This window comes from Exiguobacterium profundum (assembly GCF_042652865.1).
GTDB lineage: Bacteria > Bacillota > Bacilli > Exiguobacteriales > Exiguobacteriaceae > Exiguobacterium > Exiguobacterium profundum.
The window spans coordinates 190,179-206,710 of record NZ_JBHSHG010000001.1; the positions used below are offsets into that span (position 1 = coordinate 190,179).

Consider the following 16,532-nt stretch of genomic DNA (forward strand, 5'->3'; position numbering starts at 1 on the left):
AAATGAAACGAGCGATTGGAGTCCTCGATTCAGGAGTCGGTGGGTTGACGGTAGTCAAAGAATTGATGCGCCAACTCCCTAAAGAAGAGATTGTCTATATCGGAGATACAGAACGCTGTCCGTACGGGCCGCGTCCGCACGATGAGATTGAAGCATATACATGGGAATTGATTGAATTTTTATTGAAGAAAGACGTTAAAATGATTGTCATCGCCTGTAATACGGCGACAGCGGTCGTATTGAAGGAGGCACGCAAACGTCTCGACATCCCGGTCATCGGTGTCATCGACCCGGGTGCCCGCGCGGCTGTCAAAGGAACGCGCAACAAGCATATCGGTGTCATTGGTACGAAGATGACGATTGAAAGCGGTTCATATGAGAAGGCGTTACGTCACGTAGCAGGTGAGGTCGATGTGTATTCACTCGCGTGCCCACCGTTCGTCCCGCTCGTAGAGGCTGGAGAAGTGTCTGGAGAGCGCGTGCGACAAGTGGTGGAGGAGACGCTTCGTCCACTTCAACCATCCGAGATGGATACGTTGATTCTCGGTTGTACGCATTACCCACTACTTGCTCCGGTCATTCAAGATGTGGTCGGACCGGACGTCCACCTCATCTCATCAGGTGACGAGACGGCACTTGAAGTGGCAGCGATGCTCGATTATCAGGAACTTGAAAACGGGTTGGATGCAGTCCCGGCACATGCCTTCTATGCGACGGGTGATATCGAACTATTTGACCGACTCGCGAGCGAATGGCTCGGGCGTCCGGTTCATGCGGAGAAAGTCGAGGTGACCGGCATTGCGTGATGCGAGACGATTTGATGAACTGCGCCCAGTCGAGATTGTGCCGCACGTGAACAAACATGCGGAAGGGTCCGTTTTAATTTCAATCGGCGATACGAAAGTCATCTGTACCGCGACTGTGGAAGAGCGCGTACCAAATTTCCTTCGCGGAAAGAAACAAGGTTGGATCAATGCAGAATATGCGATGCTCCCACGGGCGACGGGAGACCGTACTGTCCGGGAATCGGTACGTGGAAAACAATCGGGACGAACGATGGAGATTCAGCGTTTGATTGGCCGGTCGCTCCGCTCGGTCGTGGACTTAGAACGTCTCGGCGAACGGACGATTTGGGTCGACTGTGACGTCATTCAAGCGGATGGCGGGACTCGGACGGCTTCCATCACCGGTGGCTTTTGCGCGCTCGTGTTGGCCGTCGATCGCTTGATTCGCCAAGGGAAACTTGGCGACACACCCATTAAAGAAGGGGTGGCTGCGATTTCTGTCGGACGGACCGATGAGCTCGTCTTGGACTTGGATTACCTAGAAGATGCCGCGGCAGAGGTCGACATGAATGTCGTCATGACGGCAAGCGGACGATTCGTCGAAGTACAAGGTACAGGGGAAGAGGCGACGTTCACGCTACAAGAGATGAACGAGATGCTCGCGCTCGCGCAACACGGCATCGAATCATTATTCAAGACGGCGGAAGCGGCACTCGGTGCTTCTTGGTGGTACGTCGGAGAACGTTCGGAGGAGACATTATGAAGTTGATCATTGCGACACACAATCCTGGAAAAGTGAAAGAACTCGAAGGAATGCTGACGCCGCTCGGGTTCGAGGTCGAATCACTACTCGACTATCCGGATGCACCAGAGACGGAAGAGACCGGCACGACGTTTGAAGAGAACGCGGCGTTAAAAGCGACCGAGGCGGCAGCTTATTTTGGACATGCCGTTCTGGCGGACGACTCCGGTCTTGAAGTCGACGCACTTGACGGGGCACCGGGAGTATATTCAGCCCGCTTTGCAGGTCCAGAAAAGTCAGACGAGGCAAACAATGCGCTTCTTCTTGAAAAATTGAACGGAGAAACGAATCGTACGGCTCGTTTCGTCTGTGCGCTCTGTCTTGCGAAACCGAGCGGAGAGACGTTGACCGTTCGTGGAACGATCGAAGGGACAATCGGTTATTCCCCACAAGGCGAAAATGGCTTCGGATACGATCCACTCTTTATCGTCCCATCGCTTCATAAGACAGCGGCAGAGTTGGAGCGTGACGAGAAGGCGGTCGTCAGCCACCGTGGACAGGCACTACGAAAACTGGAGGCAGAAATCATACCATTCATGAAAGGATGAAGCTTATGCGTTTTCTAATAGTGAGTGATAGTCATGGTTTGACCGAAGAGTTGACGACGATTTTTGAAAGGCACGAGGCGGAAATTGATGACGCCTTCCATTGTGGGGATTCACAACTCGCCCTTGTCGATGAACATTTGTTACCTTATCGAACGGTTCGGGGGAATTGTGATTTCGGTGGAGATCTTCCCCTCGAACGCATCGAGACGACGGATGCCGGTACGATTTTAATCGTTCACGGGCACCATCATGACGTCAAATTCGATTTGAACCGTCTACGGTATCGAGCGGAAGAAGTGGGAGCGAATGTCGTCTTGTTCGGTCACTCGCATGCGGCGGGTGCGCTGATCGAGGACGGGGTTGTCTACATCAACCCAGGTTCGATTCGCATGCCGCGAGGACGAACGGACAAAACGTATGCGTTACTCGATCTCGAAGCGGGGGAAGCAACAGTGCGTTTCTATCGTTCAGAAGACGGTTCTCACGTCGAAGACTTGGACATCTCAGGAAAACTATGAGTTTCGAATGGGAAATCGATTGACAGGAAACCATTTTTCTATTATAGTTTTCATGTCAATGTCCCAATAGCTCAGCAGGATAGAGCAACGGCCTTCTAAGCCGTCGGTCGGGGGTTCGAATCCCTCTTGGGACGCTTCCATTAAAATAGAGACGCTCTCTACGGAGAACGTCTCTTTTTTCATTTTCCGGGAAATCGATTGACAAGGAATCGCGTCCTAACGGAAGATGAAGGGGAATGGAAGAGAGGGTGAGGGAAGATGGAGAAGGAAAAGGATCAGGACTATCCGTTCCCTGGGAATTGGGCGCGTCTGCATAAGATGATTCAGGAGGCAGATGCTTCTGGGGAACGACAGCGGATCGAACCGATTTTATGGGATTGGTATCAGACGATTCCAGGTGACCCGTTTATTTTCATGGAAATCTTCCAATGTGCAATGGAACGGCCGGACGACCCAGAGACACTCGAGAAGCTGCAGGAACTCGTCAGCATCCATATGTCCGAGGCGGAAGAACCGGCCTCAGGAGGGTTGCAGATTGCGCAGTATTACATCATGCGTGACCAACCGTTTGAAGCGGCGCACTGGATCAACCAGTATCTCGAATGGCAGGAAAAGAAGGATACGGTCAACACACAGGCACATCAGGTACTTCAAGTGTTGAAGATGACGGAGTTTCCGGCGGCAATTGCCAAATTGAAACGAACGCTGACGCGAGGGAGTACGGGGGAACAGATTGAAGCATTACAACATGTTCACTTTCAAATCGACCCGGTGCTCGACAATGTGCTACATGAACTGCTCGTGTCGGAGCGCCCGAAGCTCGTCAAACTGATCGTGTTGGAAAAAGCGTTCGCCGAACTAGATGTCATCGAATGGACGGATGGGGACGTTTCGAACAAGATGACACGAACAGAAGCAAAAGCGCAGATTGAAACATGGGAGAAGACCGTCTTTTCACTTCAAAAATCAGTTGAAGGCGATGAGATCGGGACCCAGCTGTTGATGAATTACATGTATACGCATTATCCGTATGTGCCGGCCGAAAAAGCGGATGTGGAACAGGCGCTCGTACAGGCGAAACAAGCGATTTTACATGACGAACCGGTCGACGGTTTAGCCGCGGAGATTTTAGAGGCGGATCTTCGCTTTACACAGGCGTTATTAGACTAAATCCTTGTGTGCTTACCGAGGATTTATGCTATAATACGGATTGTTGTACATTTTTGTACGGTATAAACGAATTGTTGGAGGGACTTAGCATGACAGCAAAATGGGAAAAAACATCAGGTAGCCAAGGCGTACTCACGTACGAAGCTCCTGCAGAAGCTTTTGATAAAGCAGTTGACGCCGCATTTAAAACAGTCGTCAAAGACTTGAACGTGCCTGGCTTCCGTAAAGGTAAATTGCCACGCCCAATGTTCAACAAAATGTATGGAGAAGAAGCACTCTATCAAGATGCGCTCGACATTCTCTACCGCGACACAATCCAAGGTGCGGTTGAAGAAGCTGGTTTCGAACCAATCGCGCTCGAAAACATCGATGTAGACGGCACGCTCGAGAAAGGCAAACCAGTCGCTTTCAAAGTGACATTCGTGGTTGAGCCAGAAGCTGAGCTTGGCGAATACAAAGGCCTCGAGTACGAAGCTGTTTCAACTGAAGTAACAGAAGACGAAGTAACAGCAGAACTTGAAGCACTTCAACAGCAAGGCGCAGAACTAGCTGTTAAAGAAGGTGCAATCGAAAACGGCGATACAGCTGTATTTGATTTCGCAGGTTTCGCTGACGGTGAGCAGTTCGAAGGCGGCACAGCTGAGAACTACACACTCGAAATCGGTTCTGGTCAATTCATCCCAGGATTCGAAGAGCAAATGATCGGCATGACTGCTGGTGAAGAAAAAGACGTTGAAGTAACATTCCCTGAAGAGTACCACGCTGAAAACTTGGCGGGTAAACCAGCGACATTCAAAGTCAAACTTCACGAAGTCAAAACAAAACAAGTTCCTGAACTCGACGACGAGTTTGCAAAAGACATCGACGAGTCTGTTTCGACACTCGACGAGTTGAAAGCAAGCATCCGTGAGCGTTTAGAAGCTGGTAAGAAACAAGAAGCTGAAGGTACAATGCGCGACCAACTCGTAGAGCAGGCAACTGCTAACGCGACAATCGACGTACCGGAAGTTCTCGTTGAACAAGAAGTTGACCGCATGGTACAAGAGTTCGGTTCACGTGTATCTTCACAAGGAATCGACCTTAACATGTACTTCGAGCTCACTGGTACTTCTGAAGAAGCAATGCGCGAAGAGATGAAAGAGCAAGCTGAAGAGCGCGTAAAAGCTCGTCTCGTCTTGAAAGCAATCGCTGACAAAGAAGCAATCGAAGTATCTGACGAAGATGCTGAGAAAGAGCTTGAAGAAATGTCTAAACTTTACAACATCGCCCCGGACCAACTCCGTACGATGCTCGCTCCGCAAGGTGGACTTGAGACACTTAAAGGTGACCTCAAATTCCGTAAAGCGATCGACATCCTCGTTGAAAACGGTAAAGCGAAGTAAGCTGATATTCGAAAGGACGACTGCCTAGCGGTCGTCCTTTTTTCTGTCACAGCACATTGCATGTGTAATTCTTTGAAGTCGCAATATGTTCATGCTACAATTATTTCAACGCAGAGATGTAAAATGTCTTTTCGCGGTGCATCGCACCAGAAAATTCAAATCGCGATTTATCGCACTTACATCCATTTTCACCACAGAAGGGGTGTATCGAATGTTCAAATTTAACGAGGAAAAGGGGCAACTCAAGTGCTCGTTTTGCGGAAAATCGCAAGAACAAGTTCGTAAGTTAGTCGCCGGTCCTGGCGTATACATTTGCGATGAATGTATCGAACTTTGCAATGAAATTGTTGAGGAAGAGCTCGGTGTAGAGGAAGAAGTTGAATTCAAAGACATTCCAAAACCACAAGAGATTCGTAACATTCTAGACGATTATGTCATTGGTCAAGACCGCGCCAAACGTGCGCTTTCAGTTGCTGTCTATAACCACTATAAACGTATCAACGCCGGTGGCCGTTCGGATGATGTCGAACTTGCGAAGTCGAACATCGTCATGATTGGACCAACGGGTAGCGGAAAAACGCTTCTCGCTCAGACGATGGCTCGCGTCTTGAACGTCCCATTTGCAATCGCGGATGCGACGAGCTTGACGGAAGCAGGTTACGTCGGGGAAGACGTTGAGAATATTTTGCTCAAATTGATTCAATCGGCTGACTATGATGTCGAGAAGGCTGAAAAAGGGATCATCTACATCGATGAAATCGATAAGATTGCCCGTAAGTCTGAAAACCCATCGATTACGCGTGACGTATCCGGTGAAGGCGTTCAGCAGGCGCTCCTTAAAATTCTTGAAGGCACGACAGCAAGCGTACCGCCACAAGGTGGACGTAAGCATCCGCATCAAGAATTTATCCAAATCGACACAACAAACATTCTCTTCATTGTCGGTGGCGCATTCGCCGGCATCGAATCGGTCGTCAAACGCCGAATCGGGAAGAAAGTCATCGGTTTCGGAAACGACCAAGAGAATCGCGAGTTGACGCAAGAGGACTTGCTCGCCCGCGCACTCCCTGAAGACCTTCAAAAATTCGGCTTGATTCCTGAGTTCATCGGACGTTTGCCAGTCATGGCGACGCTCACGACACTCGATGAAGAAGCGCTCGTTGAAATCTTGACGAAGCCGAAAAATGCTCTCGTCCGTCAGTACGAGAAAATGCTCGAGCTTGACGATGTCGAATTGACGTTCACAGACGAAGCATTGATCGAAATCGCCAAACTTGCAATCAAACGTAAGACTGGCGCGCGCGGTCTCCGCTCGATTATCGAAGAAATGATGCTCGATGTGATGTTCACTGTCCCATCGCGTGACGATATCGAGAAAGTCATCATCACGGATGAAACGATTACGGGTCTTGCCGGTCCGAAATACGTCCTTCGTGACGGTACTGTCGAACAGACAGGGGACAACAAAGAGACAGCATAATTCTTTAACGAAGAAGGCTCAAACACTCGGCACATCCGAGTTTTGGGCCTTTTTGCACAGGAGGCGTTGTATATGGAAAAATTACCAATCCTTCCTTTGCGAGGAGTCGTCGTATATCCGCTCATCGGTGTGACCATCGATGTCGGACGCCCGTTATCCCTTCGGGCGCTCCTTGCCGCAAAGGAGCATGAAACAGATTTGATTGTCGTGACACAGAAAGAAACAGGGAACGAGTCACCGGAACCGGAAGACTTATACACGGTTGGAACGCGTGTCCACATCGCGAAGATGAGTGAACTGTCGAACGAGACGATTCGGGTTCGGATCGTCGGGAAAGAGCGCGTCCGTGTCGACTCGGTCGAATCGACGGATGAAGGTTGGTTCGCCAACATCGAACCGGTCGAACTCGTAGAAGGGGAAGAGGTTGAACGAACAGCACTCGTCCGTCTGTTGAAAGAGCAGTTCGGAAAACTTGTCGCAAACATCAAGGGCATGTCGCCAGATGAGCGTCGTCGTTTCGAGATGTATGAGCGACTCGAATCGCTCACAGACTATATCACGTCAAAACTCGATGTCGACGTCGAACTTCGCCAAGCGATGCTTGAAGAAGCAGATGCGGTCAAACGAGGGCTTGAACTGCTTGAAATCATCGCACATGAGGTCGAAGTGATCGAACTCGAGCAAGAGATGCGCGAGCGGACGAAGAAGTCGATTGAGCAGTCGCAGCGCGAGTATTACTTACGGGAACAGATGAAGACGATTCAGCAAGAACTCGGAGACCAGACGCAAGAGTCAGAACCGAACCGCCTTCGTGAGAAGTTAGAGGCGCTCGACTTGCCAGAGACGACGCGAAAGAACGTCATGCGTGAAGCGGAACGATTGAACGTCGTGCCGCAGACGTCTCCGGAGTATGCGGTCATCCGTAACTACCTCGACTGGGTCACTTCTCTTCCATGGGGCATTGAGACGGAAGACAAGCTTGACGTGAAACATGCGGCAGACGTCCTCGACGATGACCATTACGGCTTAGAATCGGTAAAAGACCGTATCCTCGAGTATTTGGCCGTCCGTCAGTTGACGAACTCGCTTCGTGGACCAATCCTCTGTCTCGCCGGACCTCCAGGGGTCGGGAAGACGTCACTCGCCCGCTCAATCGCGTCGGCACTTGAACGTCACTTCGTTCGCGTCTCGCTCGGTGGTGTGCGCGATGAGGCGGAAATCCGCGGGCACCGTCGTACGTATATCGGTGCGATGCCAGGACGAATCATCCGCGGATTGAAGCAAGCGGAAAGCAAGAATCCGGTCTTCTTGCTCGATGAGATCGACAAGATGGCTTCTGACTTCAGAGGGGACCCGGCGTCCGCGATGCTAGAAGTACTCGACCCGGAACAAAACGTCTCCTTCTCTGACCACTACATCGAAGAACCGTTCGATTTGTCAAACGTTCTCTTTATCGCAACTGCGAACGATGTCTCACAAATCCCAGCACCGCTTCTTGACCGGATGGAATTGATTCAAATCGGTGGGTACACGGAGCTTGAGAAAGTAGAGATCGCGAAGCGTCACTTGGTGCCGAAACAGTTGACAGAGCACGGATTGAAGAAGAGTCAGTTGACGATCAAAGAAGATGCGCTCTATGAAGTCGTACGTCGTTACACACGTGAAGCCGGCGTCCGGAACTTAGAACGCGTTATCGGATCACTCTGCCGAAAAGCCGCGAAACAAATCGCCATCGGGGAGAAGAAACGGGTCACGATTTCGAAAAAGGCGATCATCACGTATCTCGGGAAGCCGAAGTATCGCTACGGAAAAGGGGAGACCGAGGACTCCATCGGTGCGGTGACAGGCCTTGCCTACACGGCGTTTGGTGGCGACACGCTCACAATCGAAGTGGCGCTCGCTCCAGGGAAAGGCAAACTTCAGTTGACGGGTAAACTCGGTGATGTGATGCAGGAGTCGGCACAAACAGCATATAGCTATGTCCGTGCAAACGCAGAGCGGTTCGGGATTGACCCGACGTTCTATGAGCGACAAGACATTCACATTCACGTGCCAGAGGGTGCCGTGCCAAAAGACGGACCGTCGGCAGGAATCACGATTGCGACAGCCTTAATTTCCGCATTGACCGGGAAGAAAGTCCATCGTGATGTCGGGATGACAGGTGAGATCACACTCCGTGGACGTGTCTTACCAATCGGCGGATTGAAAGAAAAAGCGCTCGCTGCTCATCGAGCCGGGTTGACGACCATCGTCATTCCGAAAGATAATGAGCGAGACATCGATGATATTCAAGAGACGGTTCGTGAGAAATTGACGTTCGTTCCCGTGACGACACTCGATGAAGTACTAGATGTAGCATTTGGAGGAAATTAAATGAAGATCAACAAAGCAGAGTTCGTGACGAGTGCCGTCGCGCCAGACCATTACCCGGTCCATGAATTGCCGGAAGTGGCACTTGCCGGGCGGTCGAACGTCGGGAAATCGTCGTTCATCAATAAGATTTGCCAACGGAAGGCGCTCGCACGGACGTCTTCGAAACCAGGGAAGACACAGACCCTCAACTTCTTCAACATCAATGATGAAATCATGTTCGTTGACGTTCCGGGATACGGATATGCGAAAGTCTCGAAGACGGAACGTGAGAAGTGGGGCGTCATGATGGAGCAGTACTTGACGAGCCAAGAGGCGCTTCGTGGCGTCGTCTTACTCGTCGATATCCGTCATGATCCTACGGGTGACGATGTGACGATGTACAATTTCTTGAAACATTATGAGATTCCGGTCATCGTTGTGGCAACGAAGCTCGATAAAATCAAGAAGAGTCAGCGTCAAAAACATGAGGCGGCGGTGAAACGTAAGCTTCAATTCGATCCATCTGACCGTTTTGTCGCCTTCTCGGCCGAAACGGCAGAAGGAAAAGACGAGGCATGGAAAGCGATTTACGCACTCATCACAGAAGGCGAATAAGGAGAAGGCGAAGGGATTCCTTCGCCTTTTTGTTTTTGTCAGCCCGCAAGCGGGTAATTATCGTATAATCATAGTTAGTACATGGTCATCATTGTAAACGAGGTGGAGAAATGCAACGCATGTTTGAAAACAAATGGTATCGCGCCCTCTTTTGGACGCTGACCATCTTTTTAGTCATTTGGGTCGGGACACAGATCTCATTCGTGTTTGAACCGATTCAAGTCATCTTGGCACTCGTCACGGTTCCACTCATTGTGGCCGGACTCTTCTTTTATTTCCTGGTCGGGATTGTCGACTTCTTAGAGAAACGCTTAAAAGGGAAGCGAACGTTAGCTGTAGCCATCACACTGATCGGACTCGTGCTTATTTTTACACTTGTCTTCAGTATTCTCGGACCGGTTTTAGGCGAACAAATTACGTCGCTCGTCAACGCTATGCCGAGTATCGCAAAAGAACTTCAGAAACAGGCGTTCGCTGTCCGTGACACGTTGCTACAAAATGAGTTCTTTGCACGCTTCATGGCAGAAAATGACGAGATGTTCCGTAACTTGACGACGAACATCACGTCGTACTTAGGAGACTTATTCGGAAACATTGCCTCATCATTCGGTCAAGTCGTCGGATTCGTGACGTCAGCGGTCATCACGATCGTCGTTATCCCGTTCATGCTTCTCTACATGTTGCTTGACGGGAAACGTCTACCGGACGCAATCGTCAAATTGCTCCCATCGAGCTATGAAAAGGAAACGCGTCACATCTTGCATGACATGCACGAGACGGTGCGGAGTTACGTCAACGCTCAGTTGCTCGTCGCATTCTTCGTTGGAATCACGTCACTGATTGGTCTCTGGATCGTCGGTGTAGATTATGCCATCTTGCTCGCACTCTTCATGATGGTAACAAATATTATCCCTTACGTTGGACCGTTCCTAGGGGCTGCACCGGCAGTGGTCGTGGCATTCATTCAAGATCCAATCAAGGTATTATGGGTCATCGTTGTCATCATCGTCGTGCAACAGATTGAGTCGAACGTCATCTCGCCACTCATTCAAGGGAAGTCGTTAAAAGTACACCCGCTCACGATCATCATCGTCTTGCTCGTAGCCGGAAATTTGGCTGGTATCATCGGAATGCTCATCGCTGTACCGTTTTATGCGGTCGCCAAAACGGTTGTCCAGAATATCGTTCGCATCTATAAATTACGAGAACGAGAACATTATTTGGACAAAGAGGAACCTGAGAGTTCGATTATCACGGACCCGAACTCGCCAAATCTATAAGAAGAAAGGGTAGGAATGGAGTTTCGCCATTTCTACTTCTTTTTGTCACAAAAAGTTCTTATTTTATTTCAGGAAAATCAAACAGAAGATTATAGTTACCAGATAAGAACTGTTATAATGTACGGTAGAGATTGAAATAAAGAAGAGATAACCGTCGGTGGATTTTAGATGAGGGGAAGAGATACATGCATATTGTCGTCGTTGGACTAAATAACAAGACAGCCCCTGTCGCGATTCGGGAGCAGTTCTCGTTTGGGGAGCAAGAAATCGTGGATGCGATGATTGCACTTCGCGAAGAGAAGAGCATTTTCGAGTCGGTTATTTTGTCTACGTGTAACCGGACAGAGCTGTACGTCGTGACAGATCAACTCCATACTGGACGTTATTACACGAAACGTTTCTTGGCGAACTGGTTCAACTTAGAGATGGAGCAGTTCACACCATACTTGTCGATTCGAGAAGGGGAAGAGGCGATTCGCCACTTGTTCCGTGTAACGTCGGGCCTCGACTCGATGATCATCGGGGAAACACAAATTTTAGGTCAAGTGAAGACGAGTTTCTTCCGTGCCCAGGAGCATGGAACGACAGGAACGGTCTTCAACAAATTATTCAAAGAAGCGGTTACACTCGCCAAGCGCGCCCATACGGACACGCAAATTGGGGAAATGTCTGTATCGGTCAGTTCGGCTGCCGTGACGCTCGCACAAGAGATGTATCAACAGCTTGAAGACAAACAAGTCGTCGTCGTCGGAGCCGGTGAGACGGGTGAATTGACGACACTCAACTTATTTGAAGCTGGTGCGAAACAAATCGCTGTCTTCAACCGGACGGAGAGCAAAGCAAAAGCTGTAGCGGATAAGTTCAAAGGCCGTGCCCATTCGATTCGTGAGATCGCATGTGGATTACTTGATGCAGATATTTTGATTAGTTCGACCGGGGCGAAGGATGCCGTCATTGGATACGACGATGTAGCGGCTGCACAGTTGCTGCGCCGCGAACGTCCGCTTCTTCTCATTGACATCGCTGTGCCGCGAGATATCGATCCAGCGGTCGCGACACTTCCGGGTGTGCATTTGTTCGATGTCGATGATTTGAATGGAATCGTAAACAAAAATCTTGAAGCGCGTCTCGTCGAGGCTGAAAAGATTGAAATGAAAATCGATGAAGCGATTCAAGAGTTCCAAACATGGCTCATCACGCTTGGTGTCGTGCCAATCATGAACGAGTTGCGTGCTCGTGCCCTTGATATTCAAGAAGATACGATGACGAGTCTTGAGCGTAAGCTCGACCATTTGTCAGCACGAGACAAGAAAGTCATCGGGAAGCACATGAAGTCGATCATCAATCAAATGCTTCGTGACCCGATTGACTACATTAAAGATGCAGCGGCTCAACCGGACGCGAACGTTCGAATCGCTCAATTCATCGAGACGTTCGGACTTGATGTCGAGTTGCCGGAACAACCTGTAGACGAAGTGGAAGAAACAGATGCCACTTCTGCCAAAGCACCACTTCGCGCATTGATGCGCTAACAAGACAAAAAGGCGACGCGTGTCGCCTTTTTCTATGAAGGAGAGATTGAACATGCGGAAAATCATTGTCGGCTCACGCCGTTCCCAACTCGCCATGACTCAAACAAAATGGGTCATCGAGCAGTTGAAGCAAGCTGGAGCAAAGAACGAGTTCGAGATTAAAGAAATCGTGACGAAAGGTGACCAAATCGTCGACGTGCAATTGTCGAAAGTCGGTGGGAAAGGGTTGTTCGTCAAAGAGATTCAACAACAGATGCTCGATGGGGACATCGATTTCGCCGTACACAGCATGAAAGACGTTCCGGCCGAACTACCAGAAGAACTCTATATTAGCTGCATGCCGAAACGTGTCGATGCGCGTGACGTCCTCATCTGTGAGAACGGCTACACGTTCGAGACGCTTCCAAAAGGTTCGATTGTCGGAACGAGCTCACTCCGTCGTGGTGCTCAAATCTTGGCAGCCCGTCCTGACCTTGAGATTCAATGGATTCGTGGAAACATCGACACGCGTCTGAAGAAGTTAGACTCCGAGAACTACAATGCCATCTTGCTCGCGAAAGCCGGACTTGAACGGATGGGGTGGACAGATCGTGTCAACTTCGAAGCGCTTGACCCGGACGTCATGGTACCTGCTGTCGGACAAGGCGTACTCGCCATCGAGAGCCGCAAGGACGACGCAGAAGTGACGGCAGTGCTTCAATTGTTGCATGATGATGTGACGGCGAAAGCGGCTACAGCGGAGCGTACTTTCTTAAAAGCGATTGAAGGAAGTTGTCACGTACCGGTCGGCGGTTATGCGACGGTCGACGGTGACGACGTGACACTGACAGGTCTCATCGCGTCAGTGGACGGGAAAGAAGTGCTTCGCGTGACGAAAACGTCAACGGACGGAATCGCACTCGGAATGGACGTAGCAGAAGAATTGCTCGGTCGTGGCGGGCGTGAAATCCTCGCCTCGGTCAATGAGTGACGTTTGGTACACGGGAACGAAACGAATGACCGCTTCGCAACGGGCACGGCTCGAGGCGAGCGGTCTTTCCGTTCATCATGTCCCGCTCATTCAGACGAGAGAGACGCATACACCGCCACCCGTGGAACGATTCGATTGGCTCGTCGTCACGAGTCAAAACGCGGTGCAAGCCCTTCGGAATCTGACGCGTGACGTCAAGGTCGCCGCTGTCGGAGAGAAGACGAAGCGGGCGCTTGAAGCGGAGGGCTTTACCGTCTCGCTCATGCCGGAGACGTATACGGGTGAGGCGCTTTTTGAGCAGTTATCTGACGTTGTTTCGACCGATGATGTCGTCTTGTTTGCACGTGGCAATTTGGCGAACACGTCCCATATGTCGATGTTGCCTCATGTACAGGACTGGGTCGTCTATGAGACGGTTCCAATCCGATTGACCTCGGACCAACAACAACAACTCGAGACGGTGAAGGCGTTACTCGTCCTGAGTCCGTCGGCCGTCGATGCGCTCACACCACACTTGTCCCACTTCAACGGGACGTGGTACGCCATTGGCGAAGTGACCGAACGCGCCGTCCGACAAGTGTCGACATTACCGGTACGAGTGCCAGAATGTTATACTATGGATGCATTAATACAGTGTGTAGGGGAGGATTTTTCATGAACCAGTTTGACCGTCACCGTCGTCTTCGCTCATCGAAGTCGATGCGTGCCCTCGTACGTGAAAATCATGTTCGAAAAGAAGATTTGATTTACCCGCTCTTCATCATTGAAGGGACTAATATTAAACGTGAAGTCAGCTCGATGCCAGGCGTCTTCAATTATTCACTTGACCGACTCGAAGAAGAGATCAAAGAAATCGTCGACCTCGGTCTCCAATCTGTGCTTTTGTTCGGTGTGCCGGAACATAAAGACCCGGAAGGCAGCGAAGCGTATCATGACCACGGCATCGTCCAAGAAGCGATTCGTAAAGTGAAGGAGTGGGCGCCACAGCTCACGGTCATCGCCGATACGTGCCTTTGTGAGTACACGTCGACAGGTCACTGTGGTCTCGTGAAGGATGGGGACGTCGATAACGACGCATCACTTCCACTTCACGTCCAGACAGCCATTACGCAAGCACAAGCGGGTGCCGATGTCATCGCACCGAGCTCGATGATGGATGGATTCGTCGCAGCTATCCGTGAAGGTCTCGACCAAAACGGATTCAGTCACATTCCAATCATGAGCTACGGCGTCAAATATGCGTCTGCGTATTACGGACCGTTCCGTGACGCAGCCCAATCGGCTCCTGGTGAAGGCGACCGTAAAGGGTATCAGATGGACCCGGCGAACCGTCGTGAGGCGTTCCGTGAGTCACAATCGGACGTCGAACAAGGTGCCGACTTCATGATCGTCAAACCGGCTCTCGCGTTCATGGACATTATCCGTGACATGCGCGACTCACTCGATATGCCAATCGTAGCGTATAACGTGAGCGGTGAGTATGCGATGATCAAAGCCGCGTCACTCAACGACTGGGTCGATGAAGAACGCATCGTCATGGAGACGATGGTCGGATTCAAACGTGCCGGTGCCGATCTCATCGTCACGTATTTCGCAAAAGACGTCTGTCGCTATTTGGAAGGAGACTACGCATGACATACAACCAAACGCGCTCACAGGAAGCGTTCGAACAAGCTCGTCCACTAATGCCAGGCGGTGTCAACAGCCCGGTCCGTGCCTATAAATCGGTCGGGATGACGCCAATTTTCGCCGAACGTGGTGAAGGCTCACGCGTCTATGACATCGATGGCAATGAATATATCGATTACGTCCTCTCATGGGGACCACTCATCCTCGGTCACCGTGATCCGGTCGTCACGAAAGCGATCCAAGAACAAGCTGAAAAAGGCTGGACGTTCGGGACGCCGACCGAGCTTGAAACGAAGATGGCAGAACTCGTCATCGACCGTGTCCCATCGATCGAGATGGTCCGCATGGTCAACTCGGGAACGGAAGCTACGATGGCGGCACTTCGCCTCGCACGCGGCTATACCGGAAAGACAAAGATTTTGAAATTCGAAGGATGTTACCACGGACACGGTGACTCGCTTCTCATCAAAGCCGGGTCTGGCGTCGCGACGCTCGGTCTTCCAGACTCACCAGGTGTACCGAAAGAGCTCGCGAGCCATACGCTCACGGTTCCTTACAATGATTTGGACGCAGTCCGCGTCGCATTTGAGAAATACGGAGACGACCTCGCTGGGGTCATCGTCGAACCGGCCGCAGGAAACATGGGCTTCGTGCCACCACAACCAGGATTCCTCGAAGGACTTCGTGAAATCACGGAACAAAACGGCGCGCTTCTCATCTTTGATGAGGTAATGACGGGCTTCCGTGTCGGATACAACTGTGCACAAGGGTACTTCGGTGTCACACCGGACCTCACATGTCTCGGGAAAGTCATCGGCGGCGGACTTCCGGTCGGCGCTTACGGCGGGAAACGTGAAATCATGGAACAGATCGCACCGCAAGGTCCAATCTATCAAGCAGGTACGCTCTCGGGTAACCCTCTCGCGATGATTGCCGGCTACACGACACTCTCGCAACTCAAACCTGAGCACTACGCCGAGTTCGAGCGTAAAGCAGACCGTCTCGCGGAAGGCTTCACGCAGGCTGGTGAGAAATACAACATCCCACACGACACGAACCGTGCTGGCTCGATGTTCGGTTTCTTCTTCACGAACGAGAAAGTGACGAACTTCGAGAAAGCGAAGTCGGCAAACCTCGAGATGTTCCGTTCGTACTATCAGAAGATGGCGGCGCGCGGCGTCTTCTTGCCACCGTCACAGTTCGAAGGATTGTTCCTATCGACGGCTCATACGGACGAGGATATCGAGAAGACGATCGCAGCGGTCGGGGCGACGTTCAAGGAGCTTCAAGAAGAGTTTTCACTCTAATCTTGACTGCTGACGTTTCTGTCGCTACAATTATTTAACAGATACGATGAATGGCTTTGATGAGGAGTAGTACGCATACTCCATTCCTTTTAGAGACGCGACCGCTTGGTGAAAGGTTGCGAGGGATGGACGCGGAAGTCGCCTCGGAGCTGACTTTCTGAA

Annotated in this window: 15 protein-coding genes, 1 tRNA gene and 1 other annotated feature (1 of these 17 only partly in view); all 16 genes read left to right on the top strand. The window is 50.8% G+C overall.

All coding sequences use genetic code 11. The features are described 5' to 3' along the window. Positions 1-2 precede the first annotated feature (2 nt). The 16 genes from racE to hemL all read left to right on the top strand — a co-directional run bounded on the left by racE (position 3) and on the right by hemL (position 16,370). On the top strand, positions 3-806 hold the full coding sequence (gene racE / locus ACFO4U_RS01010) for a glutamate racemase (protein ID WP_078147903.1): 804 nt from the start codon (positions 3-5) through the stop codon (positions 804-806). Then, positions 799-1,548 carry a ribonuclease PH gene (rph, locus tag ACFO4U_RS01015; protein ID WP_215244121.1) on the top strand — a complete coding sequence of 250 codons (750 nt, stop codon included), beginning with the start codon at positions 799-801 and terminating at the stop codon, positions 1,546-1,548. The genes racE and rph overlap by 8 nt, the downstream gene beginning before the upstream one ends. After that, positions 1,545-2,135, top strand: coding sequence for an XTP/dITP diphosphatase (locus ACFO4U_RS01020; RefSeq protein WP_074037535.1), 591 nt, complete (start codon positions 1,545-1,547; stop codon positions 2,133-2,135). The genes rph and ACFO4U_RS01020 overlap by 4 nt, the downstream gene beginning before the upstream one ends. A gap of 5 nt (positions 2,136-2,140) precedes the next feature. After that, positions 2,141-2,653 carry a metallophosphoesterase family protein gene (locus tag ACFO4U_RS01025; RefSeq protein WP_215244120.1) on the top strand — a complete coding sequence of 171 codons (513 nt, stop codon included), beginning with the start codon at positions 2,141-2,143 and terminating at the stop codon, positions 2,651-2,653. Positions 2,654-2,713: 60 nt separating this feature from the next. After that, positions 2,714-2,787, top strand: a tRNA-Arg gene (locus ACFO4U_RS01030). 124 nt (positions 2,788-2,911) lie between these two features. Then, a complete protein-coding gene (locus ACFO4U_RS01035; RefSeq protein ID WP_215244119.1) occupies positions 2,912-3,823 on the top strand; it encodes a hypothetical protein in 912 nt (303 codons plus the stop codon). An 89-nt stretch (positions 3,824-3,912) separates the two neighbouring features. After that, a complete protein-coding gene (gene tig / locus ACFO4U_RS01040; RefSeq protein ID WP_015881112.1) occupies positions 3,913-5,205 on the top strand; it encodes a trigger factor in 1,293 nt (430 codons plus the stop codon). A 211-nt stretch (positions 5,206-5,416) separates the two neighbouring features. Then, positions 5,417-6,685, top strand: coding sequence for an ATP-dependent protease ATP-binding subunit ClpX (gene clpX / locus ACFO4U_RS01045; RefSeq protein WP_015881113.1), 1,269 nt, complete (start codon positions 5,417-5,419; stop codon positions 6,683-6,685). Positions 6,686-6,757: 72 nt separating this feature from the next. Then, complete coding sequence (gene lon, locus ACFO4U_RS01050; protein ID WP_074037530.1) at positions 6,758-9,058, top strand: endopeptidase La; 2,301 nt, start codon at positions 6,758-6,760, stop codon at positions 9,056-9,058. After that, the gene (gene yihA / locus ACFO4U_RS01055; RefSeq protein ID WP_015881115.1) at positions 9,059-9,652 is read left to right on the top strand and encodes a ribosome biogenesis GTP-binding protein YihA/YsxC; all 594 of its coding nucleotides are present in this window, start codon (positions 9,059-9,061) and stop codon (positions 9,650-9,652) included. Between the two features lie 110 nt (positions 9,653-9,762). After that, complete coding sequence (locus ACFO4U_RS01060; RefSeq protein WP_196430413.1) at positions 9,763-10,932, top strand: AI-2E family transporter; 1,170 nt, start codon at positions 9,763-9,765, stop codon at positions 10,930-10,932. A 185-nt stretch (positions 10,933-11,117) separates the two neighbouring features. Further along, a complete protein-coding gene (gene hemA / locus ACFO4U_RS01065; protein WP_074037529.1) occupies positions 11,118-12,464 on the top strand; it encodes a glutamyl-tRNA reductase in 1,347 nt (448 codons plus the stop codon). A gap of 52 nt (positions 12,465-12,516) precedes the next feature. Beyond that, positions 12,517-13,434: a hydroxymethylbilane synthase gene (hemC, locus tag ACFO4U_RS01070; protein ID WP_215244118.1), complete on the top strand. Its 918-nt coding sequence runs from the start codon at positions 12,517-12,519 to the stop codon at positions 13,432-13,434. Between the two features lie 25 nt (positions 13,435-13,459). Beyond that, entirely contained in the window at positions 13,460-14,092 is a 633-nt protein-coding gene (locus tag ACFO4U_RS01075) for a uroporphyrinogen-III synthase (RefSeq protein ID WP_215244117.1), read from the top strand. Then, positions 14,089-15,069 carry a porphobilinogen synthase gene (gene hemB / locus ACFO4U_RS01080; RefSeq protein ID WP_074037524.1) on the top strand — a complete coding sequence of 327 codons (981 nt, stop codon included), beginning with the start codon at positions 14,089-14,091 and terminating at the stop codon, positions 15,067-15,069. Before ACFO4U_RS01075 ends, hemB begins: the two co-directional genes overlap by 4 nt. Next, entirely contained in the window at positions 15,066-16,370 is a 1,305-nt protein-coding gene (gene hemL, locus ACFO4U_RS01085; protein ID WP_215244116.1) for a glutamate-1-semialdehyde 2,1-aminomutase, read from the top strand. Before hemB ends, hemL begins: the two co-directional genes overlap by 4 nt. Before the next feature lie 47 nt (positions 16,371-16,417). Further along, positions 16,418-16,532, top strand: a binding site (T-box leader) (it continues 107 nt past the right edge of the window).